The following is a 25264-nucleotide window of genomic DNA, read 5'->3' as shown; positions in this document are numbered from 1 at the left end:
CCCCGTGGCGTCCAACAAGCCTGCCCCCGAAGCTCCATCCCGGTTCGTGTCCGAGTACGGCGATGACTTCGCGATCCGGCCCGGTACCTTTGTCGGTGCGGAGCACGAGGCCCCCTACGCGACCGATTACGGGACCGATCGGGGCAGCGGCTTCGGAAACGACTTCCGCGCCGACGACTCCGGGCCCGACAGGACCTGGGAGGAATGGAATCCCACCGAGGACTCCGTCCGTCCCGTGCGCGGCAAGCACCGCGTCGCCAAGCAGCGCAACGGTCTGGCCCGCAGCTCCACCGTCCTCGGCGTCGGCGTCATCGCGGCCGTCGGCGCGGGTGGCATGGCCACCGCCCAGAGCAAGCCGCCGGTCTCCATCTCTCTTCCCGATTCCATCTCGGACAATCTCCCCGACGCCAAGTCCCTCCCGGGCGTCGGCGCACTGTTCTCGGGCGAGTCCGAATCCGAGACCGCGGCGGAGAAGGCCGTCGCCGAGGTCGCTTCCGCCCCGCTGACGACCGCCGGCATCACCACCGCCGAGGCCGAGCAGGGCACCACCGACGCGGGTGAGGCCCTCCGCGCCCGCATCCTCCAGCAGGCGGAGCAGCAGCAGGACGCCGCCGACGCCGAGATCAAGGCCGCCGCCGAGAAGGCCGCAGCCGAGAAGGCCGCAGCGGAGGCGAAGAAGCAGCAGGACGCCGCCGAGGCCAAGGTCGCCGCGGAGAAGAAGAAGGCGGCGGAAGAGGCGGCGAAGAAGGCGGAGGCCCTGCGGCTCGCCAAGCTCGCGGCCAGCTACGCCATCCCCACCTCCTCGTACACGATCACCTCGACCTTCGGCGAGGCCGGATCGATGTGGTCCTCCGGCTATCACACGGGCCTCGACTTCGCGGCGCCCACCGGTACGCCGATCAAGGCGATCCACACGGGCACGGTCACGTCGGCCGGCTACTCCGGTTCCTACGGCTACCGCACGGTCTTGGAGCTGGAGGACGGCACGGAGCTGTGGTTCTGCCACCAGTCCTCGATGGATGTCAGCATCGGCCAGAAGGTGACGACCGGCGACACCATCGGACGCGTCGGCGCCACCGGCAACGTGACCGGCCCGCACCTCCACCTCGAGGTCCACACCCCGGACGGCACCGGCATCGACCCGATGACCTGGCTGCGCGCCCGGGGCCTGACGGTCTGAGGCCTTCCCGCACGCCGGTTCCCGGCGCGTGAAACCCCGGCAGCCCTGACGCTCACCCCCGACGTCAGGGCTGCCGGTCCGTCTCCACGGACGTACGGTCGTCAGCGGTAAAGCTGTACCGGTCATGGAATAGCGGAGTCCGTGGAACGGGTTGTCCCCTCTATGACTTCTCTCCGCAAGCTCGGCTCCTCCGGTCTCCAGGTCTTCCCGCTCGCCCTCGGGGGCAACGTCTTCGGCTGGACCGCCGACGAGGCGCAGTCCTTCGCCGTTCTCGACGCGTACGCGGCGGCCGGCGGCAACTTCATCGACACCGCCGACTCCTACTCGGCCTGGGTCCCCGGCAACGAGGGCGGCGAGTCGGAGACCCTCATCGGCAAGTGGCTCGCCGCACGCGGCAACCGTTCCGACATCGTCGTGGCCACCAAGGTCGGCGCCCACCCCGCGTACAAGGGGCTCTCCGCCACCACCATCAAGGCCGCCGCCGAGGAGTCGCTGAGCCGGCTCGGCACCGACCACATCGACCTCTACTACACGCACTTCGACGACGAGACGGTCCCGGTCGAGGAGATCATCACCGCCCTCGACCAGCTGGTGAAGGACGGCAAGGTCCGCGAGATCGCCGCCTCCAACATCAGCCCCCAGCGGCTGCGCGCCTCGCTGGAGTTCTCGGAGCGCGAGGGGCTCGCCCGGTACGTGGCGCTGCAGCCCCACTACAACCTCGTCTCCCGGGACACCTACGAGGGCGAGCTCCAGGACACCGCCGCCGGTGCCGGGCTCGCGGCCGTCCCGTACTTCGCCCTCGCCTCCGGGTTCCTCACCGGCAAGTACCGCCCGGGCACGGCCGTGGAGAGCGCCCGCGCCGGTAGCGCCGCCACGCACCTGGAGTCGGAGCGCGGACAGAAGGTGCTCGCCGCGCTCGACAAGGTGGCACAGGAGCGCGACGCCGAGATCGCGACCGTGGCGTTGGCGTGGCTGGCCGCGCAGCCGACCGTCGCCGCACCGATCGCCTCGGCCCGTACGGTCGAGCAGCTTCCCGCGCTGGTGGCCGTCGCCGGACTGCAGCTGACGGACCAGGAGCTGGCGGCCCTCACCGAGGCTTCCGCCTGAGGCCTGTCCGACCCTGATCCCGCCGTCCGCCAGGAGGACAGATCGTCCTCAGCCCTGTTGCCCGTACTGCGGCCGGTCGTACGGAGGGTTGGTGCGCGGAGGGTTCGTGTACGCCGGAGCGCTGTAGGGCCGGCCGGGGTACGGATATCCGGAGTGCGGGTACGGGGCGTGGCCGCCGTGAGGTGGGTACGCCCCGTAGCCCGGGGCCGGGGCCTGTCTCTGAGCCTGGCCTTGGAACTGTCCCTGGACCTGTGCCTGGACCTGTGCCTGGACCTGTCCTTGGTACGGCCGGCGCACCGGAGGCACGAACCGGGGGCGCAGGCGGCCCGTGGCCTGTGCCGCGTACACGAGGGCGGGGCCTGCCGTCCCCCTGCGCTGCCACAGGTGGTGCAGCAACTCCCGCTCGCGTTCGGCGAAGTCCGGGCCCGCGGTGCCGCGGCGGGCCTGCCGGCGCAGAAAGGCCAGCGAGGTCGCGAACGACTCGTACTCGGCGACCGCGCGGGCGGCCGCCCTGCCCTGGCCCTTCACTGCTTTCCGCTCCGCCCGCGCCGCGGCGGGTATGTGGGCGTGCGCGGGGTGATGGGCGTGCGCGGGAGCGGATGCCGGGTGGAACGCGTGACCGTGGGGCCCGCTGTGGGGGCCGACGGCCGCGGCTGCCGCCGCGCGTTGGCGTGCGACGTCCCTGGCCATGCCGCGGGCCCGCATCGAGGAGAGGGCGAGGGGCTCGGCCGGGGAAAGCCAGCCCGCCGCGGCGTACACCGGAAGCTCGACGCCGAGGGTGCGCAGCTCGCGCACCCGGGCCCAGACCGCCAGCCAGGTCACCAGTCCGAAGACCGGGACCATGAACGCCCCGTACACGGCGTAGAACCCGTACGGGCCGAACGCGGACGACCCGTTCCACAGGGCGTGCATGCCCATCGCGAGGAGCAGGCCCAGCAGCGGGAGCACGATGCGCCGGAAGTGCTGGTGGCGCGCGCTGCTCGCGGCGATCCCGAAACCGACGCCGGTCAGCACGGTGAAGAGCGGATGGGCGAACGGCGACATCACCGCGCGTACGAAGAAGGTCGCCGCGGTCACGGAGGCGAACCCCGAGCCCGTCATCTGGTCCTCACCGAAGGCGTTGCCCAGGTAGAGGATGTTCTCGGTGAAGGCGAAACCTGTCGCGGTGAAGCCGGCGACGACCACGCCGTCGACGATCCCGCCGAAGTCCCTCCGCCGGAAGAGGAAGAGCAGCAGGACGGCCGCGGCCTTGGCGCTCTCCTCCACGACGGGCGCTATGACCGTGGCGCCCAGCGTGTCCGCGCTGCCCGGGTCGGCCGTGGCGGTGGCGATCCACCGCGTCGCGAAGGAATTCGCGATGATCGCGACCAGGGCCGCCGCGCAGGCACCCCAGGCGAAGGCGAACAGCATGTTGCGCCACGGGCCCGGTTCGACCCGGTCCAGCCAGCGGAACGCCGTCATCAGCACCGGGACGGGCAACACGGCCAGGCCCAGGCCGACGAGGAACCCCTGAGTCCCCGTCTGGTCACGGACCAGGGCGAGGATCACCAGGCCGCAGAGTGCCAGCAGGGTGAAGACGGCGACGACGCGGAGCGTCCTGCTCCGCCGGAGCATGCCGACGCGGCGCGGGTGGTAACGCCACTGGCCCCGGTCCGGCGCGGCAGCCAGGATCTCGCCGACCCGGTGCTCCTCGAGCACCGGGACGGCCGGCTGTGACTGTCGCTGAACAGACCCGTCGGACACCCCACGACCCTAACGAGCGGGACTGACAACGGCCATGGGGCATGGACGACACCCCCGGCAGGCAGCGGTGCGCTCACGAGGTGACGGGCCGGCCGGTCAGCAGCGGGCGAACAGCAGGTCGTGCACCACGTGGCCCTTGTCCAGGCCCTGTCCCTCGAACCGGGTCAGCGGCCGGAACGCGGGCCGTGGTGCGTAACCGCCGTCCGCAGCCGTGTTCTCGAAGCGGGGGTGCCCGGTCAGCACCTCCAGCATCTGCTCGGCGTACGGCTCCCAGTCGGTCGCGCAGTGCAGGACCGCTCCGGGCTTCAGCCGCTGTGCCACCAGATCGAGGAACTCAGGCTGGATCAGCCTGCGCTTGTGGTGGCGGGCCTTGGGCCACGGGTCGGGAAAGTACACCCGCAGCCCGTCCAGCGAGTCCGGCGTCAGCATTTCCCGGAGCAGGATGATCGCGTCGCCGTTGGCGACCCGGATGTTGGACATGCCGTTCCGGTCCGCGAGACGGAGCAGGTTGCCCTGGCCGGGGGTGTGCACGTCGACCGCGAGGATGCCGGTGCCCGGGTCGTCGGCGGCCATCTGCGCGGTGGCCTCGCCCATGCCGAAGCCGATCTCCAGGACCACGGGCAGTCCGTCGAACAGCGCGGGCAGATCGAGGACGCGCAGTCCGTCGATGTCCAGGCCCCACTTCGGCCAGAGCCGCTCCAGGGCGTCCTGCTGGCCGGGGGAGACCCGGCTCCGGCGCGGCTGGAAGCTGCGGATCCGGCGCTCGTGGTGCGAACCGGCCGGATCGGCTGCGGGGCCGCCGGGGAAGCGCGGCTCCTGGCGCAGCCTGCGCTGGCGGTCCAGGGCCGCGGCGCGCAGATCGTCCGGGATTCCGGCGGTCGCGGACGCGGCGCCGTCCGCACCGGTGGAGGCCGTGCCGTCCGCACCGGTGGCAGGTGTGCCGTCCGTCCCGTTGGCGGGCGGATCGGTGGGGAGCGCGCCGGAGGGGAGCGTGCTGTCCGTCTCGGCAGCGGCGTCGCCGGGCGTCGCGGGGGAGGGGTTCAAGGGCTCAGACACAATGCCCTGATTCTACGGCGGGCGGCTTCCACCCCGTCCCCTGTGCTCGGAGCAGCGCCCTGCGTGCCACCTCCCGCCCGATGGGCAGCGCGGCCGTGGCGGCGGGCGACGGGGCGTTCAGCACGTGGACGGTGTGCGGGGCCTCGCGGATCAGGAAGTCGTCCACCAGCGTGCCGTCCCGCAGCACCGCCTGGGCCCTGACCCCGGCCGGGGAGGGGCGCAGATCGTCCTCGGTCACCTCGGGCAGCAGCCGGCGCACGGCCGCCGTGAAGGCGTGCTTGGACAGGGAGCGGTGCACCTCGCCCGCCCCGTACCGCCAGTGTCTGCGGGCGATCCGCCAGGAGCCCGGCCAGCTGAGGGTGGACAGCAGCTCGCGGGGGCGCACGACGGGCCAGCCGTATCCCTCGCGGGCCAGTGCCGGGACCGCGTTCGGCCCGACGTGGACGCTGCCGTCGTGGCCGCGGGTCAGGTGGACGCCGAGGAAGGGGAACGCGGGGTCGGGCACCGGATAGACCAGGCCGCGCACCAGCTCGGGCCTGGTCAGCTCGTAGTACTCCCCCCGGAAGGGCACGATGCGCATCCCCGGGTCGTCGCCCGCCAGCCGCGCCACCCGGTCGCAGTGCAGTCCTGCGCAGTTGACCAGCACCCGGGCCCGCACCACCAGGCCGTCCGCCGTCCGCACCGCGACGCCCCACGGCCGCCGGTCGATCGCGGTGACCTCCGCGCCGAACCTGATCAGGCCGCCGCCGCCCCGCACCTCGGTGGCGAGCCGCTCGGCGACGGCGCCGAAGTCGCACACCCCCGTCGTGCCCACCCGGATCGCGGCGAGGCCCCGCACCCGCGGTTCGTACTCGGCGATCTGTGCGGGCCCCAGCTCGCGCACGGGCAGCCCGTGCTCCCGGCCGCGCTGCACCAGAGCGTGCAGCCGGGGCAGCTCGGACCGGCCGGTGGCGACGATCAGCTTGCCGGTCACCGCGTGCGCGATGCCGTGCTCCCGGCAGAAGTCCGTCATCTCCGCGGCGCCCCGCACCGCGTACCGCGCCTTCAGCGAGCCCGGGGGGTAGTAGATGCCGCTGTGGATCACCCCGCTGTTGCGCCCGGTCTGATGGCGCGCGGGGCCCCACTCCTTCTCCAGCACCGTCACCCGTGTGCCCGGTGCGGTCCGCGTGATCGCATACGCGGCCGACAGGCCGACGATCCCGCCGCCGATCACCAGCACATCGCAGTCGTACGCCGCGTGCGTCATCATCACGCCACCTCCCACCCCGATAGTGCACTGACCCACTGACAACGCACTCAAACCCGTGCGGGCACAGCGTGGCGCATTTGGTGCCTGGCGGGCCCGGGGCGCCGGCCCGGCGCGGGGCGGCTACGCGGGGGCGACCAGCAGCGGGCGGGCGCGCTCCCGCAGCTCGACGACGCGCGGCTCGTCCCCGTAGGGCTCCAGCCGGTGCAGCAGGTCGCGCACGTACTCGGTGGTCCGGGCCGACGAGATGCGGCCCGCCACCTCCACGGCCCGGGTGCCCGCCGCGCAGGCCGCGTCCAGGTTCCCCGACTCCAGTTCGGCGACGGCCGACACGACGAGCCGCAGACCGTGCGAGCGGACGAACTCCTCGGTGGGCCGGGACAGCGCCTGCTCGGTGAAGCGCCGCACCTGCCGCGGCGCCTTCAGATCGAGGTGGCACTCCGCGGCGTCGGCCGCGAACCGGTCGTACGAGTAGAAGCCCAGCCACGACGGGTCCGCGTCGCCGTCCCGCGAGCGCTCCAGCCACCCCTCGGCGGCCTTCAGCGCGGCCCCGGCGGCCGGTGCGTCGTTCGCCTTCGCGTGGGCCCGGGCCTCCACGAGGCGGAAGAAGCTCATGGTGCGTGCCGTCGCGAGGCCGCGGTTGCGCTCGACCGCCGCCTGCGCGAGGTCGACGCCCTCGTCGGCGAAGCCGCGATAGGTCGCCTGAAGTGACATGGACGCGAGGACATAACCGCCGAGCGGTACATCGGCCGCGGCCCGCGCCAGGCGCAGCGCCTGGATGTAGTAGCGCTGGGCGGCTTCCTGCTGACCGGTGTCGAAGGCCATCCACCCGGCGAGCCTGGTCAGTTCGGCCGCCGCGCCGAACAGCGCCCGGCCGACCTCGTCGCTGTACGAACCCAGCAGCAGCGGTGCCGCGTCGACCCGTAAGCACTCCGGGACCATGGACGAACGCCAGTCCCCGCCTCCGTACTTGGAGTCCCAGCGGCGTGCGTCCTGGGCGGCCTCGCGCAGCTTGGACACATCGCTGTGGCCGACCCGCAGCGGCGAGACGTCGTGCGCGGAATCCGGACCGGGCTGGACGGGGATGGACAGACCGTGCCCGGGAGCCGTCGGCGCGCCGCGGCCGGACATCAGCGACGTGCCGGGCCCTGCGGACGCGTGGTGTCCGGGGGCCGTCGCCGGCGGCTGCGCCGACGCGTCCTGAGCCGGTGCGGAGCCGGGTCCGCTCTGCTGCCCGTGGGTGCCGGGTGGAAGTGACGTGCCTGGCGCGGTCACTGCCCCCTGCGCCCCCGATGCGCCCCGTGCGCCGTGTGTGCTGTGTGTACCGAGGATCGCCGCCACGGCCGCCGTCGACGCACGTGCCACCGACGGGTCGGCGGGGGATATCAGCCAGCGGGACGCCGGGGTCGCGTACGCACTCACCGAGAACGAACCGGCCAGCGACTGCCAGATGCCGCCACTGCCCGCCCGCCGCCCGGCCAGATCCAGCCGGTACAGCTCGGTCGCCGAACGGACCGCCTCACCCACATCGCGCGGGAACGCCAGACCGACCTCCGGCGCCGGGTCGGCATCGGCCAGCCCGATCTCGTGCAGCGGGACCGGCCGGCCGAGCTTGGCGCCGATCGCCGCGGCGATGAGATGAGGCGCGGCGCCCTGGGGCACCATGCCCTTGGAGACCCAACGGGCCACCGAGGTCTTGTCGTACCGAAGTGTCAGTCCGCGCTGCGCCCCGAGGTCGTTGACACGCCGGGCGAGCCCGGCGTTGCTGATTCCCGCGAGGGCGAGAACGGTTCCGAGTTTCTCGTTCGGCCCGCGTTGCTCCCTGGACATGCGCCACCCCTCGACACACAGACGGCAGCCGCGTCACCGATGCGGCGCGCGGCATTCGTACCGGGTTCTCCCCAGGGACGAACCCCGGCACTCCGGCCGCACACGCATTTGGCCGAGCCCCGAGGAATATGCCGCCCTGCTGAGAACATCAGTAAACCCAGCGTAGTTCGCCGCATCCCTACCGTTAAGGGCCGGACGTCCGTATGGCGGGATTGTTGTCCGTACCGGCCACCGAACGGCGAACAGCGGGGAGCCGGGCGGCGCGAGGGGCCGGAGGGGCGGAGCGGGCGAGCGGGAGGCGAATGCCGCGCGAAGGAAGGGCGGAGGAAAAGCGGGGGTGCGGAGGAGGCTCTGTGGAGCCTGCCCACGCACTTTCGCGGAGATCGCCGGGGTGGCGTCCCGGTTGGGGTGGTCGGCGGCCCCGGACGCGGTGCCCGGAGCGGGGGCGGGGATGTGGTCCGGACCGCATCCCCGCCCGCCGACCAGCGCGGACCCGCGTACGGGAGTGCGTCCGGAGCCCTGCCCGTGCGGTCTCTGCGGCTGCCCCCGGAGCTCTCGCCGGAGGCCTTGTCCGGGGTGTCCCGGGGGTGTCTGCGCGTGCTCCTGGTGTGTGGCCGTGCGCCCGGCCGTGCGCTCTGGCCCGGCCCTGGCGGGAGCGCTTGCATGGATGCTGCGTGGGTCGGCCCGCTGCACTGGACGCGGCGGGCTGGGGGAACACCGTCGCCTCATTCCCCGCAGGCGGCGGACCGGTCCGGGGGGCGGACCACGCCTCCCGGGCCGTGCGTGGAGCCGCTGCGGGGCGGGTCGCCGGGGCGGGTCCGTGGATGGCGGAGGAGCCTTTCCCGGGCTTGGGTGCGGCGCACCGCAGGCCCGGGCTCAGCTCGGAACAAAGAGGGGTGAACGGGGGCAAAGATTGCCGCTGCGTGCCGGCTGATCGGTTCCCGTGCTCCCTGAGATTGGCCTGATGTCGCCGGTCGGTCGGGGTTGGGCCGACGGGTTCGCGGACATCTCGGCCGCCGCCCGGCCGACGCGTCGGCCGTGGCCGGATCCGGGCCGTTACTCCGTGCCGCGTGCGGGGAACGCAACGCGCGGAATCCGTAACTCCGTTGCCGTCGGGCCCGACGCGCGCGGGCCGTTCACGGAATGCCAGGTCCAGCGGTCGCGCTCCGGCCTTTGCCAGGGGCGCATGCGCTCACGACGTGCGCCGTCCGTAGCCACTCCTGCACGCCGTTGTCGTGGCAGCATGTCCGCAACGGCGCCGCGCGTTACCGGAGTTCTCCCGATACTTCCCTGCTGCGCCGTTTTGTCCACAGCCTGTGGAGGCGGCGATGCGTTGGTTGGTGGGCTGGAGCAGTATCGCCGCGAGCTTCGGCACGGCCGGAGCGGTCAGCGGCAACGACGAGGGGCGCACGATGCACCCCGTGGGCTCCCAACTCCTGTGGGGGGACCCCGATCCCCTCTGGGCGGTCGGCGACTGGCGGCCCGACGAGATCCGCACGGTCCGGGTGGACACCGCCGAGGGCGCACCCACCGCACGCCTCGCCGTCCTCGGCTGCTGCGGTGCCTCGGACGAACAACTGCGCGTCGGCCTGCTCGCCGCCCGCGGCGGCGCGCTGCGGCACCTCACCGCGTGGACCGGCAGCTACACGGCCGTCGTCCAGATAGGCCGACGGATCACCGTGGCCGGAGACCTCGCAGGAGCCCGCCCGGTCTTCTACACGCCCTGGGCCGGCGGCACGGCCTACGCCACCGCCGCGCTTCCCCTCGCCGACCTCATCGAGGCCCAGCTGGACATCGGGCACCTCGCCGCCCTGCTCGCGTGCCCCGAGACCCCGGAGGCGCTGCGCGACGGCACCCCGTACGAGGGGGTGAAGCGCATCCCGCCCGGGCACGCGCTGATCCTCCGCGAGGGCTCGCGGGAGATCACGGGGTACGAGGCGGTGGCCTCCCTCGCCGTGGCCGCGCCCGAACTGGATCCGGTGAGCGCCGTCGACGGGGTGCGCGACGCCCTCGTCGAAGCGGTGCGCGCCAGACTCCTGGCCCCGCGCCACGCCCCGGAGACGCTGCCCCCCGACCCGGGCCCCGTTCCCGGCATGGGCCCGGCCGAACGCCGTGCCGCCCGGGGCGCGCCCGTCCCCGGAATCGGCTCCGACCTCTCCGGGGGCAGCGCTTCGGCGACGCTCGCCCTGCTCGCCGCCGGGCTTCCCGGTCTGCCCGGCACGATCCTGGGCCACGGCACGGGAGCGGGGGAGCGGCTGCTCGCCGTCACCTTCAACGACCTGACGACCCGCGCCCACGAGGACGAGCTCGAACGCGCCCGCGTCATCGCCGCCAACCCGAGGCTGCACCATGTCGTGGTCGCGGCGGGCGAAGAGGCCCTGCCCTACGCCGACCTGGAACTGGAGAGCGGCCCGCTGACCGACGAACCCGCCCCCTCCCTCGTCCTCGTCGAACGCAACCGCCGCCGCCTCTCCGCCGGCAGCGCCGACCATTTCGTGGGCGACGGCGCCCGGCAGGTGCTCGACGCCCATCCGGCCCGCCTCGCCGATCTGCTGATCGACCGCAGACGCCGCCATCTGCTGCGCCCGGTCGCCGCGCTCGCCAAGGCCGAAGGCCCTTCCGCGCACTCCCTGTTCGTGCCGCTGACCGTCTACCGGGCGGCCCGCCGGCTGGCCCGTACGTCCTACCGCACCGGTCTCGAAGCGGCGGCCGACCGCCTGCCCGACGCCAACCGCCTCACCCCCGGCCTCGACACCCCCGCCGACGCCTCGCTCGCCGCACTGGCCTGGTCCCGTCCGGGCCCCGCGGCCCGGTGGCTCACCGGAGAGGCGCTGGCCGAAGTATCGGTTCGTCTCCAGGAGGCGGCGATCCGTCCCACCTCCGTCCAGCGTCCGGGCGAGGCACGGGCCCGGGCCTCCCTCGCCCGGCACGCAGCCGGTCACCGCATCCTGGAACAGGCCGCCGAGGTCCGCAGCCAACGGCTGCACGCCCCCTTCCTGGACAACCAGGTCGTACGCGCCGCCCGCGCGCTCCCCGAATCCCTGCGGGTCCAGCCGGGCGCCCGCGCGGCGATCCTGCGCCGGGTCCTCGCGGGCGCGGGTATCCACGAGCTGCCGCCGGGCTGGGGCACTCCGTCCCAGGCCACCTCGACCGCCGTCACCCGGACCGGCCTGCGCGCCTCACTGCCCGAACTGATCGCCCTCTTCGACGCCCCGCTGCTCGCCGACGCGGGTCTGGTCGAGGCCCGCGTCGTACGCAAGGCCCTGCGCGCGGCCTCCGAGGGGGAACCTCTCCCCCTGGACGGCCTGGCCGACCTCGCCTCCACGGAACTGTGGCTGCGCCGGCTCGTGTCGCGGCGCGGTACCTGCTGGACGGGGACGGCGGCGCCCCGGCAGCGTGCGGTCGCCGGCGGGGTGGCACCGGCCCGGCGGTCGCTGCAGGGGTAGCCCGGGGGCCGGGGGCCGCCGTTCGGAGCCTGCGGCCCGGGGGCCGGTGGTCGCCGCAGGGGTAGTCCGCAGCCCACGGCCCGGCGGTCGCTGCGGGGGGTGGCCCGCAGCCCGTTCCCGCTGTGCGCGATGTGATGCGGCGGCCTCCGATGCCCCGCTGTCCGAGCGGCGGGACACAATGGCGGGGTGCGGTATCTGATCCTGGGTGTCACGGAGGCGCGAGACGAGAGCGGCACCGCGCTGTCCCTCGGCGGTGCGCGCCTGCGCTCGCTGCTCGCTGCTCTCGCCCTGCGGGCAGGCCGCGCCGTGCCGGTCGCCGAGCTCGTGGACGACGTCTGGGCGGACGAGCCCCCGGCGGACGCCACCGCCGCCCTCCAGGCCCTGGTCGGGCGGCTGCGCCGGGTGCTGGGCAAGGACGCCCTGGCCAGCGACCCCGGCGGCTACCGCCTCGTCGCCCGTCCGGACGATGTCGACCTGTACGTCTTCGAGCGACTGGCCCGGCAGGGCGGCTCCGAGCTGGAGGCCGGCGCCCCGGCCGATGCCGCCCGCACCCTGCGTACCGCACTCGCCCTCTGGCGCGGCCCCGCCCTGGCCGACCTGCCCGACGGGGACCACGGCCACGCCCTGCGCCCGGAGGCACACCGGCTGGCCGCACTGGAGCGCCGTATCGAGGCCGACCTGCGGTGGGCGGCGGCCGAGGGGACTCCGTCGGCCGGCATACGACGGGCGGCAGCCGAGGGGACTCCGTCCGACAGCGAAGCCGTCGAAGCCGCCCCGGCTCCTGCCGCCGACTCCGTCGCCCCGGCCTCCGCCGACCCCGCCGACCCCGCCGGTCTCGTCGCCGAGCTGACGGAACTGACGGCCGCCCACCCGTACGACGAACGCTTCCGGGCCCAGCTCATCCGCGCCCTGCGCGCCGACGGCCGGCAGGCCGACGCCCTCGCGGCGTACGAGGACGCGCGCCGTACGCTCGCCGACGGCCTCGGCACCGACCCCGGGCCCGAACTGACCGCCCTCCACCAAGAGCTTCTCCTCGCCGCTCCCGGCCCGCCCGAACCGGCGCCCGCCCGGGGCAACCTCCGGCCCAGACTTACCTCGTTCGTGGGACGCGAGCCCGAACTCCGCGCCATCCGGGACGATCTGACGCGGTCCCGGCTGGTCACCCTCACCGGGCCGGGCGGCACGGGGAAGACCCGCCTCGCCGAGGAGTCCGCAGCCCACGAGAACCGCACGGCCACGGCCCCACGAGACGTCTGGCTCGTCGAACTCGCCCCGGTGGAGGACCCCGAAGCCGTTCCCGGAGCCGTACTCTCCGCGCTGGGGCTGCGCGAGACGTCACTGCTGCGGGACAGCACCCACGAGGGGTCCCTGCCGCGCACCAGCCCGGTCGACGTCCTGGTCGACCATCTTGCGCACGGTTCCCGCGCCCGGTCCGTTCTCCTCATCCTCGACAACTGCGAGCACGTCATCGACGCGGCCGCCGCACTGGCCGAAACGCTGCTGACCCGCTGCCCGGATCTGCGCGTCCTCGCCACGAGCCGCGAACCGCTCGGTGTCCGCGGCGAGTCCGTACGGCCGGTCGACCCGCTCCCCGCCGACCCGGCCCTGCGCCTCTTCACCGAACGCGCGCGGGCCGTACGCCCCGGATTCGACCCAGAACACGAGCCCGCGCACGATCCCGAGGCCGTCGCCGAGATCTGCCGCCGCCTGGACGGGCTGCCGCTCGCGATCGAACTCGCCGCCGCCCGCCTCCGGTTGCTCGGGCCGCGCCAGATAGCGGACCGGCTCGACGACCGGTTCCGCCTGCTGACGGGCGGCAGCCGCACCGTGCTGCCCCGCCAGCAGACCCTGCAGGCCGTTGTCGACTGGTCCTGGGACCTCCTCGACGAGGACGAACGCACCGCACTGCGCCAGGTATCCGTCTTCGCGGGCGGCTGGGACCTGGCGGCCGCGGAAGCCGTCGTCAGCACACCGCCCGGACCCGGGAGGAACACCGCCGCCGACACCGCGGACCTGATCGGTGCCCTGGTCGACAAGTCCCTCGTCGTCGCCGCCCCGACCGGGGACGGCACCATGCGTTACCGCCTCCTGGAGACCATTCAGGAGTACGCCGCGGAGCGCTCAGCCGAGACCCCGGAGACGCGGGCGGCCGCCGGGAACGCACACACCGCGTATTTCACCGCGCTCGTGGAGGAGGCCGAACCGCTCCTGCGTTCGGGGGAGCAACTGCCCTGGATCCAGCGCCTGGAGACGGACCTCGACAACATCCGCGCCGCCCTCCAGCGCACCACGGCGGCCGGTCTCCCCCGTGAGGCGGAAGCGGCACGGCTTGTGCTGGGCATGGCCTGGTTCTGGTGGCTGCGCAACTACCGCCCCGAAGGTCTCACCTGGACCGAGCGCACCCTGGCCCTCGGCCCGGAACCCGCCGACGACACGGATCCCCGGTACTGGCCCTGGATGAACCTGCAGATGCTGCGGTTCTTCTTCGCGATGGACAGCGGGCCGTCGGATCAGGACCAGAACGACTCCCGGGTCCAGGAACTCATGGGCCGCCTGGCCGTGGCGTTCGCCGCGTCCGGGCCCCAGGGCGGCCGGTTCCCCGGACTGCTCTGGCCGATGACCTCGTTCCTCACCTGGACCACGGTCGACGTACGGCGGAAGATCGACGTGGCCGTCGACAACGCCCGTATCCACGGCGGTGACTGGGAGTACGGCATCACCCTGATGTTCCGCACGCACATGGTCGTCGACATGCCCGGCGGCATGCCCGGCGTCGACGAGGACCTCGCCGAACTGCGCGTGCTGAGCCGCCGCATCGGCGACCGCTGGATGCGCGCCCAGGTGGCGAGCGCCGCGGCCGAGGCGGGCATGATGCGCGGACGGTACGACGAGTCGCGTGCGGCCTACGAGGAGGCGCTGCTGCTCGCCCGCGAGGTCGGAGCCCATGCCGAGGCCCCGTTCCTGCTGGCCCGGCTCGCCGAACTCTCCTACCGCACCGGCGACCTGGCCGCCGCCGAGGAAGGCCTGGACCGGTCGGAGTCCGAGGCGGAGCGCCACCGGACGCATGACGCCACTTCGTACGTCCACTATCTACGGGCCCTCATGGCGCTCGACCGCGGCGATCCGGTGACCGCCCGACGGCAGCTCACCTCCGCCCAGAAGGAGAACGGGCGCGGTGGCCCGGCGTCGCACTTCGTCGTCATCCAGGAAGGGCTCTCGGCCCGGATCGCGATGTACGAACCGGAGCCCGCGGGCGGCCCCGCCGCCGGGGCGCGCGGACTGACGGCGGCGTTGGTCGCGGCGAAGGAGGCGCAGTGCGCCGAGATCGTCACGGGGTACCTGGCGGACGGTGCGGCGATCGTGCTGCCGAAGTTGGGCCGCCCCGCGGAGGCCGCTCGCGTCCTGGCCGCCGCCGACAACTGGCGGCTGGCCGGCCACAGGTCCGCGGCGGAGCAGTCCGAGGTGGACGCCGCCGAGCGGCAGGCCCGAAAGGCGCTGGGCACCCTGCGGTACGAGGAGGAGCGCGCCGCGGGCCGTGAGCTGACCCTCGACGACGTCATCGTCCTGATGAAGGGTGTCGCCGCAGAGCTTCCGTGAGCGCGGGAGGCACGCAGACCTTCCGTACTCACGGAAGGCACACGGAAGGCACGCAGACCTTCAGCGAGCGCGGGAGGCACGGTTGGTCCTGAGGCCAGGATCCGCCCGGGGTACGGCGTACGAGACGCTTCCGCCCGGGCCTGGCGCTCCCGCCCCGGCCCGACGCCCGCGCGGCCGGCTCCCGCCCCGGCCCGGCGCCCGCGTGGCCGGGCTCCCGCCCGGCCACGCGCTCCTGCCGGTCAGCGGCAGCTGATGCGTGATTCGGCCCAGTCGGCGAGGGCGATTCCGCCGAACGGCGTCGTGGGCTCCACGACGAGATGGATCCGCTCCTGACCCTCGATGCCGACGTTCACGGGAACGGCCGGGTCGTCGCCGTTCATCACCGGGGACTGCCACAGCCGCACCCCGTCGTCGTCGAACACCGAGAACCGCACCGAGCCGAGCCCCATGGTCATGTCGTCCACGCCGACCATCGCCTCGTAACGCGTGCACGGGCGGTTCAGCTGGATGTAGACCGAGGAACGGCTGTGGACCGTCACCCCGTGCGCGTACCGCGTGCCGCCGATGGACATGCCCGAACGCTGCCAGACCCAACTGCTCTCGCCGAGCACCACCTCGGGGCCGGTGTGGTCGCCGAGCAGCGTGTAGTCCAGCTCGCTGACCTGGTACACCTCCGGCGCCGGTGCGGGCGGGGGAGCCGGGGACGGGGGTGGTGTGGGCTTCGGCGCGGGCGGCGGGGGCGGAGGCGTGGGGGTGGGCGTCGGCGTCGGAGTGGAGGTGGGCGTCGGTGTCGGCTTCGGAGTGGGGGTCGGCGTAGGCGTGGGCGTGGGCGTGGGTTCCGGCGTCGACGGTGCAGGCACCGCGGGCGCGGGGAGTGTCGGTGTCGGCTTCGGTGTCGGCTTCGGCGGTGCGGGGGTCGGCACCACGGGCGCCACGGCCGGGGGCCTGACGACGGGCTTCGCCTCGGGGCGCGGCTGTTCGTCCCCGACCAGCGCCCACACCAGCCCGGCCGCGGCGGCGACCGCGACCGCCGCGGCGATGCCGGCCTTCACCGGAGCGCCGAGTCCCTCGGGGGCGGCTGCGCCACCGGCCGAACCCGCGGACGAGCTCCCTCCGGTCGCTGCGGCTGCGGCTCCCGCACCGGCGGCACCGGCAGCTCCGCCCGCCACGATCCCGGCGGCCTTGAGCGCGTACCCGGCAGCGAACCAGCCGATGACCGCGACCGGAAGCAGCGCGGGAATCCCGGCGTTGACGTGGGCAAGTTCGCCCGCAGCGAGCCGGCACTTCGCGCACTCGTCCAGATGCCCGCGCAGGCCGCGCTCGGCCCGCATGCGCAGACCCCCGCGGGCATAGGCGCCGAGCCGGTCGGCATAGCGCGCGCAGTCGCCGCCGGAGGTGAGCGCCTGGCTCACATGGGCTTGCAGATAGGCCTGCTTGAGCCCTTCACGGGCGCGGCTGGCCAGCACCGACGTGGCGTTGGCCGTCAGCCCGAACAGCGGGGCGACGTCGCTGGGCGACTCCTCCTCGACGGTGGTGTGCCACAGGACGGCCTGCCAGCGTTCCGGGAGGCTGCGGAACGCCTGCATCGCCATCGACTGCTCGGCCTCGTGCATCGCCATCACATCGGCGCCGAGATCGAGCGTGTCCGCGTCCGAGACCTCCGAGGTGCGCGACGCCTGCGCGGCGAACACCGCGAAGTCGTCGACCAGGTGCTCGCGCTTCGCGGTCTTCGTCCACGCGGCGGCGACGTGCCGGACCGCGGTCATCAGGTAGGCCCGCACGGCCTCCTCGGGGCCCTTGCCGCCCCGTACCGCCTGCAGGGTCCTGGCGAAGACCTCGGCCGTCAGGTCGTCGGCCGTGTGCGCGTCCCGGCAGCAGGTGCGGGCATAGCGGCGTACGGCGTCGGAGTGGCGGAGGAACAACTCCTCGTACGCGAGGTCGTCGCCGTCCCGCATCCGCTGGATGAGCTGGGCGTCGGAGGGCGCTTCCCCGGCTGGTGTGCTGCTGGGCACCCGTTGCTTGGGCACCGCGGCTGCGGCGTCGTCCGTGTCCGCGGGGCGCTCGACCGGAGCGGGCGGCCACGGTCCGGGCAGGACGGTGCCTCCGCCCTCTTCCGCGGCCCCCGGGCGTCGAGGCCCGGCCTGGTTCGGCACCTGGTGCCCGGGCAGCCCGGCCGTCTCCGTGCCGCCGCCCGCGGTGGAGACACCGTCGAGCGACTCTTCCTGTTGCCCGTCACCGCTCATCGCGGACGCCCCCGTATGCGCTTTCGGACCCGAACACCGGGCAAGCGTGCCACAGAGCGCGGAAGCGGAGCTCCCCCAGCCCCGCCAACCACTCATCCGGGGCGTTCTCTCGAATGAGAGCACTAGCGGGTACTCATTCGGGGAAGAAGTAACGGGATTTGTTGACGGGGCAGTTGGGACGGAACACGACGAGCGCGGCGGAAGTACCCCATCCGGACCGGGACCGCCTCCTCCGGACGAACCGTCTCATCCGGGCGCGCGTCTGCCTCAGTTGGCGCCCGCCTCAGTCGGGCGGACGTCTCGGCCGGACGCGGACCGTCAGCAGGCTGCGGACCTCCTCATCTGGACGAGGACCCGGAGCCCATCCGGGCGAGGCACTGCTCCAGCCGGACCGGACCGCCCTCCGGACGGGACCGCTTCATGCGGACAGGGCAGGACCGGACCGCCTCATCCGACCGGAACGGGACTGCTCCCACCGGAGAGGGACAGTCACCTCCAGAGAGCGGCCGCCCGCACCGGAATGGGACAGCCCCCTCCGGAGAGGGACAGCCCCCACCAGAGAACGAAGGACCGCCACCTCCGGAGAGGGGCCGCCTCACCGGAGAAGGACAGCCCGCTTCCGGAACGGGCCGCCCCCTTCGGGCGCGGACGTTCCCCGTCCCGCCGCGGGCCGTGCTCACGCAGGCCGTGAGCGCAGGCCCTCCAGGAGGATGTCCAGCAGCCGGGCCGAAGCAGCAGCCTGCTGAGCCGCGTCGGGCAGCGAGGGTGCTGCCGTGGCGATCACCAGCAGCACATCGGCCACCGTCACATCACGGCGCAGCTCACCGGACGCCCGCGCCCGGTCGACCAGCCGGCCCACGACCTCCAGCAGATCGGCCGCCCCGGCGCCGAGGTCCTCGCTGCCGTCCTCCGGTACGGAACGGCGCTCGGCCACCCGCACACCCGCCTGGACCGGAGCCTGGCCGGCTTCCTGGCGCTGCTGGGGCACCCGGGGTTCGCCCCAGGTCTCACCCGTCGTCGCTTCCGACGCCCGTACGGCATCCGAGTCGCCGGCCACCGCCGCGTCGTCGGCCTCCACGCCGACCCGCAGTATCTGTGGAGGCAGCAGCCGGCCGGCGCCCGAGGCCACCGAGGTCCGCAGGAAGCGCGACAGCGCCGACCACGGCTCCTCCTCCTGGCCCAGCGCGGACCGGGCCTGGTCGGTCAGCCGGGAGGTCTCCTCCTCGGCTATCCGTCGCACCAGCACGTCCTTGCTGGGGAAGCGCCGGTACACCGTGCCGACGCCGACCCGGGCGCGACGCGCCACGTCCTCCATCGGAGCGCCGTACCCCAGCTCGCCGAACACCTCGCGTGCGGCCCGCAGCACGTGCTCCAGATTGCGCTGCGCGTCCACACGCAGTGGTGCCGAGCGGTTGTGGGTGCCGGCTCCGCCGGCCTGGTTGCCGAGCGCGGCTCCCAGCGTGCTCACGGCCGCCGACGGTGCGATGGTCCCGCTGGACCCGACACCGTTCACCGTACCGACTGCCCCGATCCGTCCGTTTCCTTCGGACGTGACCGCAGCAGTCGGCCAATGCGATTCCTGAATATCCATAACTGTTCCCCCGGTTATGACGTCTCCCCCCGGAGACTCCCGCCGTGTCAGTCGAGGGTGGACCGATGGTCACCGTCCGACACCCCGACGACATACGAACATAGTTGAGCCAGGGTCAATTCAGAAGGGGGCAGCTCGCCGGGAGCGCCCCCCGATGGGGCCACGCACCGGCCGGTCGCCGGTCCGCACCCCTCCCGTCGGCCTTCCCGTAACCCCTGACCTGCGGGCTTCCGCATTCACGGTACGGACGCCGGCCGCAGGCCCGTAGAGAACCTCCGGTCACACAATTTGCCGGGGCTGTGGACAAACTCCGGCGCACGTTGCGTCATGGGGTGGTGATGGCTTCAGATTCCGGGGGAACACCCCCCGGCCCCCCGCCGGGTGTGCGCATTCTTGTCGTCGGTGGGGGCTATGTCGGGATGTACACGGCGCTGCGTCTCCAACAGAAGCTGAAGCAGAGACTGAGAAGCGGTGAGGCGGAGATCGTCGTCGTCACCCCCGACCCTTATATGACCTATCAGCCGTTCCTTCCCGAAGCCGCCGCCGGTTCCATCTCACCGCGCCATGTCGTCGTGCCGCTGCGCCGGGTCCTGAAGCACTGCACCCTCGTCGTCGGGGAGGCCCGGCGCATCGATCACGCCAAGCGCGCCGCCACCGTCACCACGCTCGCCACGGGCGAGGACGGCACCGGCGCCGTCGAGATTCCCTACGACGAGCTCGTCCTCGCCCCCGGATCCGTCTCACGCACCCTCCCGGTCCCCGGCCTCGCCGATCACGGTGTCGGCTTCAAGACCATCGAGGAGGCCATCGGCCTGCGCAACCACGTGATCGAGCAGATGGACATCGCCTCCGCCACGCGCGATCCCGCCATCCGCGACGCCGCCCTCACTTTCGTCTTCGTCGGCGGCGGCTACGCGGGTGTGGAGGCGCTCGCCGAGCTGGAGGACATGGCCCGCTACACCTCGCGGTACTACCACAACATCAAGGCCGAGGACCTGAAATGGATCCTCGTCGAAGCGACCGGCCGGATCCTGCCCGAGGTCGGTGAGTCGATGGGCAGGTACGCGGTCCGGGAGCTGCGCGGCCGCAACATCGACGTACGCCTCGACACCCGGCTGGAGTCCTGCGAGGACCGGATCGCCGTGCTCAGCGACGGCTCCCGCTTCCCGACCCGCACGCTCGTGTGGACCGCCGGAGTCAAACCCGCCCCGCTGCTCGCCGCCACCGACCTGCCCCTCGACGAACGCGGCAGGATCGTCTGCACCGCCCGGCTCACCATCGACGGGACCGAGCACGCCTGGGCCGCCGGCGATGCCGCCGCCGTTCCCGACCTGACCGCCGGAGAGCCGGGCCGGCGGACCGCACCCAACGCCCAGCACGCGGTCCGCCAGGCCAAGGTCCTCGCCGACAACCTTGTCGCGGCGATCGAGGGCCGTCCGCTCAAGGAGTACCGGCACAGCTACGCGGGATCCGTCGCCTCGCTCGGCCTCCACAAGGGCGTCGCGCACGTGTACGGGCGCAAGCTCAAGGGGTATCCGGCCTGGCTGATGCACCGCATGTACCACCTGAGCCGCGTCCCGACGTTCAACCGGAAAGCCCGGGTGCTGGCCGAATGGACCCTCGCCGGGCTCTTCAAGCGCGAGATCGTCTCGCTGGGCTCACTGGAACACCCCCGGGCAGAGTTCCAGATCGCCGCGGGCAAGCGCCCCCGGCCGGACGACGACGACTGTCAGTAGGGTCCGACACACTGGACGTGTGACCATAGGTGGGCTCACATCTGCACAGAGTGACCCGGCCGGCAGCGACCGACAGTGACCACCGAAGAGGACCGTCCCAGGGGTAACAGACCGCCACCACATACTTGTGACGCCCCGGCAGAGGAAGCAGCCCGCCCGAGCGGACCAGACCGACACACGAGGCCAGAAATTCCGTGAACTTCACGCGTTGGAGCGCCCGCCTACCCGGAACGCAGCGCCGAGCCGCCCGGGACGACCGCAGTCCCGTACCGGCGGCCCGCGCAGAGTACGCACAGGCCGACACCGGGTCGGGCCCTCCGGACAGCGATCCGGACGGCCCCGGTACCCGGTCCGCCGCACCCGCCCTGGAGGACCTCTCCGCCCGCGACATCCTCGGCCAGCTGCCCGCCCTCGTCGCCCTGGTGCACGGACCCGGCCACCGCATCGCGTACGTCAACGACGCCTACACGGCCGCGTTCGGCCCCCGACCCTGCGGTGCCCCCGCAGCGGAAGCGATGCCCGAACTCACCGAGCTCAGCCTGCTGCCGCTGATGGACCAGGTCCTGCGCAGCGGCACGCCGCGCACGGTCAAGTCCCGCAAGGCCGGCAGCGGAAACTCGTACACCGTCACCTGCACCCCCGTACGGCGCGACGAGGAGAAGGGGCACGGGAGCGGCGTCCTCGTGTACGCCGTCGATGTCACCGACCACGCAGAAGCGGCCGAGCGACTGCGCACCAGCGAGAGCCGTCACCGCGAAACGGCCGTCACCCTTCAGCGCTCGCTGCTCCCGCAGGAGCTGGAACAGCCCGACGACCTGCGGATCGCCGCGACCTACCAGCCGGGCGGCACGGACGCCGCGGTCGGCGGCGACTGGTACGACGTCATCACCCTCGGCGCGGGCCGCACGGCGCTGGTCATCGGGGACGTGATGGGCCGCGGGGTGCGCGCCGCCGCGGTGATGGGCCAGCTGCGCACGGCCGTGCGGGCCTACGCCCGCCTCGACCTCCCCCCGCACGAGGTGCTCCAGCTGCTCGACGGGCTCGCGGCCGAGATCGACGCCAGCCAGATCGCGACCTGCGCCTACGCCGTCCACGACCCCAACGAGGGTCTGCTCGTCTACTCCTCGGCGGGCCACCTCCCGATCCTCGTGCGCGACGAGGACGGCACGGTCCACCGGGCCGAGGACCCGACCGGCCCCCCGCTCGGCACCGGCGGCTGGATCCACACCTCGGGCACGATCGCACTGCCGCCCGGCTCCACTGCCGTCCTCTACACGGACGGTCTGGTCGAGCGCCGCAGCGAGGACATCGACGAGGGCATGGCCGCGCTGGAGCGCGCGCTGTCCGGTGCGAAGGGAGCGCCGCAGGTGGTCTGCGACCGCCTGATGCGTTCCCTCAACATCACCGCGGAACACGACGACGACGTGGCGGTGCTGGTCGTCCAGCACCCCGCCCGCACGGGCGCGACGGCGGAGCTGTTCCACAACGCCTCGCTCGATCTGCTCGGCGGCATCGAGGCGGCCCCACGCGCCCGCGCCTTCGCGACGGGCGTGCTGACGTCGTGGCGCTTCCCGCCGGAGCTGTGCGACCTGGGCGTCCTTGCCGCAGGTGAGCTGGTGGCCAACTCCCTGCAGCACGGGACGCCGCCGATGCGGCTGGCCCTGCGGCGCACGGACCGCAGGCTGATCATCGAGGTGACCGACGGCGACGACCATCTGCCGCGCCGCCGCCGCGCCGAACCCGGGGACGAGGCGGGCCGGGGCATCTCCATCGTCGCGTCGATCGCCACGTCCTGGGGCAGCCGTCGCACCCCCGGTGGCGGCAAGGCGGTCTGGTGCGAGTTCGCCCTGCCGCATTAGCGGACGGGAGCCGGCCGGCCCGGCCCGTCAGTGAACGGCGGCGACCGGCGCCGGCCCATCGGCGGACGCGTTCTCCGGCAGCGACACGGCCACCACCCGCGACGGCACGGCCGCGAGCGAGGGCTGGTCCTGTACGGGGGTGAGCCGTCGGCCGAGCCGCAGCGCCACCACCGTGATGCCCAACGAGAACAGTACGAAGGTCACGATGTACGGCCCGTGCAGTGAGGCCCCCATCGGACCGCCCACGGCCGGCCCGACCGCCAGCGCCAGCTGCTTGCACAGCGCGAACGCCGAGTTGTACTGACCGACCATCGACTCCGGCGCCAGATCGGCGACCAGCGGCGCGACGGTCGGCGACAGCATCGACTCGCCGAGCCCGAACAGCGCGTACGTGGAGATCATCGCGGCGGTCGCCATGGTCTGGCTGCCGTGTCCGAGACCCGCGTATCCCGCCACGATCCAGGCGAACGCCCAGATCAGGCCGACCAGGGCGATGACCCGGCTGCGCTTGCGGCGCTCCACCAGGCGCAGCACCACGAACTGGGCCACGACGATGACAGCGGTGTTGGCGGCCAGCGCGATCCCGAGCGTCGAGGGCTGGATCCCGGCGGCCTCGGTGCCGTACGCCGCGAGCCCGGACTCGAACTGTCCGTAGCAGGCGAAGAACACCACGAAGCCCAGCACGCACAGCTGCACCATGGCCCGGTGCGACAACAGGACCCGCAGCCCACCACGCGGAGCGGACCCGTCGGCCGTCGCTTCCTTCACTACGGCAGGGGTGTGCGGCATCCGCACGGTCGCCGCGATGGCGCCGAGCACGAGGAACATAACGGCTTCGACCAGGAACAGCAGAGTGAAGGACGAGGCCCGGCTCGTGTCCACGATCAGTCCGCCGACCAGGCCGCCGATGCCGAGCCCCAGGTTCTGCAGGAAGAACTGCATGGCGAACGCGCGAGTACGGGTGGTGGTGTCGGAACACCGGACGAGCATCGTGGCGAGGGCCGGCTGCATGACGGCCGTGCCCGCACCCAGTACCGCTGCCGAAAGGACGGAGGCGGTGACCTGTGAGGAGAAGCCCAGCGCGACAGCGCCCAGGGAGGCGACGACCGAGGCGACGACCAGCACGGGCAGTGGCCCGCGGCGGTCGATGACCCGGCCGGTGAACGGAAGCACGGCGAGCGCTGCCATGGCGAAGACCGCCAGTACGACTCCCGCCGTACCGGCGCCCAGATCCCGCACCTGCGCCACATAGACGTACAGATACGGAACGGTGAACCCCAGCCCGAACGCGCTCAGCGCGCTCCCCAGCTGGATCCGCCGCAGTGCTGCACCCATTTCCCTGGTCACACTCACCTACCTCAAGGTCTCGAAACCACGTCATCGAACGACTCGAACCCGAAGACTTTAGCACTAAAGTTAGAAGCTCAACAATACAGACCGAAGGACTTCGATGGCTATGGAGGGCGTGCCATACTGCCCGCCATGTCTGACACCACGGAGCCCGAGCTCCAGGAGCCGAGCCTCGACGAGCAGATCGCCGCCTACCAGCGCGAGTTCCACGACCTGGACCCGCAGGTCGAGCAGGTCGTCTCGGCCCTCGGCAGGCTGAACCGCCGTATGAACGTGGCGTACGGGCGGCAGGTCGCCGCCCTCGGCATCAGCAATGCCGAATGGGAGGTCCTCAAGACCCTCGTCCTGTCCGGCGCCCCGTACCGGCTGGGCCCCGGCGAACTCGCCAAGCGGCTCGGTCTCACCCCGGCCGCGATGACGCACCGCGTCGACCGCATGGCGGGCGAGGGCCTGGTGACCCGCGACCGCGACGAGAACAACCGGGTGCGGGTCATCGTCGAGCTGACGGACGAGGGGCGTACGAAGTGGCTGGAGGCGATGCGGATGGCCTCGGACTTCGAGGAGGACCTGCTCCAGGACCTCTCGGGCGACGAGCGAGGAGTCCTCGGCGAGATGCTGATCCGCCTCCTGCGCCGCGTCGAACACGCCCAGCCCGACGCCGGCGGCCGCCTCAGCGACCTGGGCTGAGACCCCCCGGAGAGGGCGCTGGCCGGGGTGGCCGGGGAGGGGTTGACACGGCCCGCCGGGATCCGTAAGGTTCTTCGAGTTGTCACCGAGCCGGAACGGTTCACCGACAATCGATCCGCCGCGAATGCGGCAACCAACTCTCAGCTTGATCTCCCACTCGGGAGCAATTTCGGCATGCCGGAATTGATCGCGAAGACTCGATTATGAGTCGCCGGGAAAATTCGCTAGAGTTTGGACGTCGGAACGGCCCAACAGCCGGGAAGACAAACCCCGCTGACGGGGAATCGGACACGAAAGAGTCTGATAGAGTCGGAAACGCAAGACCGAAGGGAAGCGCCCGGAGGAAAGCCCCAGAAAATGTTCTGAGGGTGAGTACAAAGGAAGCGTCCGTTCCTTGAGAACTCAACAGCGTGCCAAAAGTCAACGCCAGATATGTTGATACCCCGACCTGCTTCGGCAGGTTCGAGGTTCCTTTGAAAAGTCCTAACAGGTCTCTGGCCTGGTAGGCAATGCACACAGCGAGGATTCAGTGGACGACCGGTCCTATTCCGACTCGGTCGTTCCGCTCTCGTGGTGTCTACCCGATTACGGGA

General features: G+C 72.7%; 14 protein-coding genes. 7 read left to right on the top strand and 7 right to left on the bottom strand.

What is annotated here, in order from left to right; all coding sequences use genetic code 11:
- The first annotated feature begins 4 nt into the window (after positions 1-4).
- Both ABT025_RS00070 and ABT025_RS00065 read left to right on the top strand, forming a co-directional pair.
- Complete coding sequence (locus ABT025_RS00070) at positions 5-1180, top strand: M23 family metallopeptidase (RefSeq protein ID WP_350988064.1); 1176 nt, start codon at positions 5-7, stop codon at positions 1178-1180.
- A gap of 162 nt (positions 1181-1342) precedes the next feature.
- A complete protein-coding gene (locus ABT025_RS00065) occupies positions 1343-2287 on the top strand; it encodes an aldo/keto reductase (RefSeq protein ID WP_350988062.1) in 945 nt (314 codons plus the stop codon).
- Between the two features lie 48 nt (positions 2288-2335).
- On the opposite strand, the gene ABT025_RS00060 is transcribed toward ABT025_RS00065, so the two are convergent.
- From ABT025_RS00060 to ABT025_RS00045, 4 genes are all read right to left on the bottom strand, one after another.
- Positions 2336-4030 carry a PrsW family intramembrane metalloprotease gene (locus ABT025_RS00060; RefSeq protein WP_350988060.1) on the bottom strand — a complete coding sequence of 565 codons (1695 nt, stop codon included), beginning with the start codon at positions 4028-4030 and terminating at the stop codon, positions 2336-2338.
- A 96-nt stretch (positions 4031-4126) separates the two neighbouring features.
- Positions 4127-5089, bottom strand: a complete 963-nt coding sequence (gene trmB / locus ABT025_RS00055; protein ID WP_350988467.1) for a tRNA (guanosine(46)-N7)-methyltransferase TrmB — start codon at positions 5087-5089, stop codon at positions 4127-4129.
- Positions 5079-6335: an L-2-hydroxyglutarate dehydrogenase gene (gene lhgD / locus ABT025_RS00050; protein ID WP_350988058.1), complete on the bottom strand. Its 1257-nt coding sequence runs from the start codon at positions 6333-6335 to the stop codon at positions 5079-5081. Before lhgD ends, trmB begins: the two co-directional genes overlap by 11 nt.
- Before the next feature lie 120 nt (positions 6336-6455).
- Positions 6456-8162 carry an NsdA family TPR-like regulatory protein gene (locus ABT025_RS00045; protein ID WP_350988056.1) on the bottom strand — a complete coding sequence of 569 codons (1707 nt, stop codon included), beginning with the start codon at positions 8160-8162 and terminating at the stop codon, positions 6456-6458.
- A 1328-nt stretch (positions 8163-9490) separates the two neighbouring features.
- On the opposite strand from ABT025_RS00045, the gene ABT025_RS00040 reads away from it, so the two are divergent.
- Both ABT025_RS00040 and ABT025_RS00035 read left to right on the top strand, forming a co-directional pair.
- Complete coding sequence (locus tag ABT025_RS00040; RefSeq protein ID WP_350988054.1) at positions 9491-11608, top strand: asparagine synthase-related protein; 2118 nt, start codon at positions 9491-9493, stop codon at positions 11606-11608.
- Between the two features lie 186 nt (positions 11609-11794).
- A complete protein-coding gene (locus ABT025_RS00035) occupies positions 11795-15205 on the top strand; it encodes an AfsR/SARP family transcriptional regulator (protein ID WP_350988052.1) in 3411 nt (1136 codons plus the stop codon).
- 239 nt (positions 15206-15444) lie between these two features.
- On the opposite strand, the gene ABT025_RS00030 is transcribed toward ABT025_RS00035, so the two are convergent.
- Both ABT025_RS00030 and ABT025_RS00025 read right to left on the bottom strand, forming a co-directional pair.
- Positions 15445-17448 (bottom strand): sigma-70 family RNA polymerase sigma factor, encoded by a 2004-nt coding sequence (locus ABT025_RS00030; RefSeq protein ID WP_350988050.1) that lies wholly within the window; start codon positions 17446-17448, stop codon positions 15445-15447.
- A 676-nt stretch (positions 17449-18124) separates the two neighbouring features.
- Positions 18125-19039, bottom strand: coding sequence for a TetR/AcrR family transcriptional regulator (locus tag ABT025_RS00025; RefSeq protein ID WP_350988048.1), 915 nt, complete (start codon positions 19037-19039; stop codon positions 18125-18127).
- Positions 19040-19458: 419 nt separating this feature from the next.
- Here ABT025_RS00025 and ABT025_RS00020 point away from each other — a divergent pair, with 419 nt between their 5' ends.
- Entirely contained in the window at positions 19459-20775 is a 1317-nt protein-coding gene (locus ABT025_RS00020) for an NAD(P)/FAD-dependent oxidoreductase (protein WP_502971867.1), read from the top strand.
- A gap of 194 nt (positions 20776-20969) precedes the next feature.
- Positions 20970-22634 (top strand): ATP-binding SpoIIE family protein phosphatase, encoded by a 1665-nt coding sequence (locus ABT025_RS00015; RefSeq protein ID WP_350988044.1) that lies wholly within the window; start codon positions 20970-20972, stop codon positions 22632-22634.
- Positions 22635-22661: 27 nt separating this feature from the next.
- Here the strand turns inward: ABT025_RS00015 and ABT025_RS00010 are convergent, their stop codons facing one another.
- A complete protein-coding gene (locus ABT025_RS00010; protein WP_350988466.1) occupies positions 22662-23969 on the bottom strand; it encodes an MFS transporter in 1308 nt (435 codons plus the stop codon).
- Between the two features lie 147 nt (positions 23970-24116).
- Between ABT025_RS00010 and ABT025_RS00005 the strand changes: the two genes are divergently transcribed.
- Positions 24117-24671 carry a MarR family winged helix-turn-helix transcriptional regulator gene (locus tag ABT025_RS00005; RefSeq protein WP_350988043.1) on the top strand — a complete coding sequence of 185 codons (555 nt, stop codon included), beginning with the start codon at positions 24117-24119 and terminating at the stop codon, positions 24669-24671.
- The last annotated feature ends 593 nt before the right edge of the window (positions 24672-25264 follow it).

The organism is Streptomyces sp. NPDC002809, from assembly GCF_040295435.1.
Taxonomy (GTDB): domain Bacteria; phylum Actinomycetota; class Actinomycetes; order Streptomycetales; family Streptomycetaceae; genus Streptomyces.
Note: the sequence above shows the minus strand (reverse complement) of the source record. Positions and strands in the feature narration are given on the sequence as shown.

Bases quoted from the DNA above. Each gene is read 5' to 3' on its own strand.
- ABT025_RS00030 (WP_350988050.1), bottom strand. From the start codon at position 17,448: ATGAGCGGTGACGGGCAACAGGAAGAGTCGCTCGACGGTGTCTCCACC.
- ABT025_RS00010 (WP_350988466.1), bottom strand. From the start codon at position 23,969: ATGGGTGCAGCACTGCGGCGGATCCAGCTGGGGAGCGCGCTGAGCGCG.
- ABT025_RS00065 (WP_350988062.1), top strand. From the start codon at position 1,343: ATGACTTCTCTCCGCAAGCTCGGCTCCTCCGGTCTCCAGGTCTTCCCG.
- ABT025_RS00020 (WP_502971867.1), top strand. From the start codon at position 19,459: ATGTACACGGCGCTGCGTCTCCAACAGAAGCTGAAGCAGAGACTGAGA.
- lhgD (WP_350988058.1), bottom strand. From the start codon at position 6,335: ATGATGACGCACGCGGCGTACGACTGCGATGTGCTGGTGATCGGCGGC.
- ABT025_RS00040 (WP_350988054.1), top strand. From the start codon at position 9,491: ATGCGTTGGTTGGTGGGCTGGAGCAGTATCGCCGCGAGCTTCGGCACG.
- ABT025_RS00025 (WP_350988048.1), bottom strand. From the start codon at position 19,039: ATGGATATTCAGGAATCGCATTGGCCGACTGCTGCGGTCACGTCCGAA.
- ABT025_RS00045 (WP_350988056.1), bottom strand. From the start codon at position 8,162: ATGTCCAGGGAGCAACGCGGGCCGAACGAGAAACTCGGAACCGTTCTC.
- ABT025_RS00005 (WP_350988043.1), top strand. From the start codon at position 24,117: ATGTCTGACACCACGGAGCCCGAGCTCCAGGAGCCGAGCCTCGACGAG.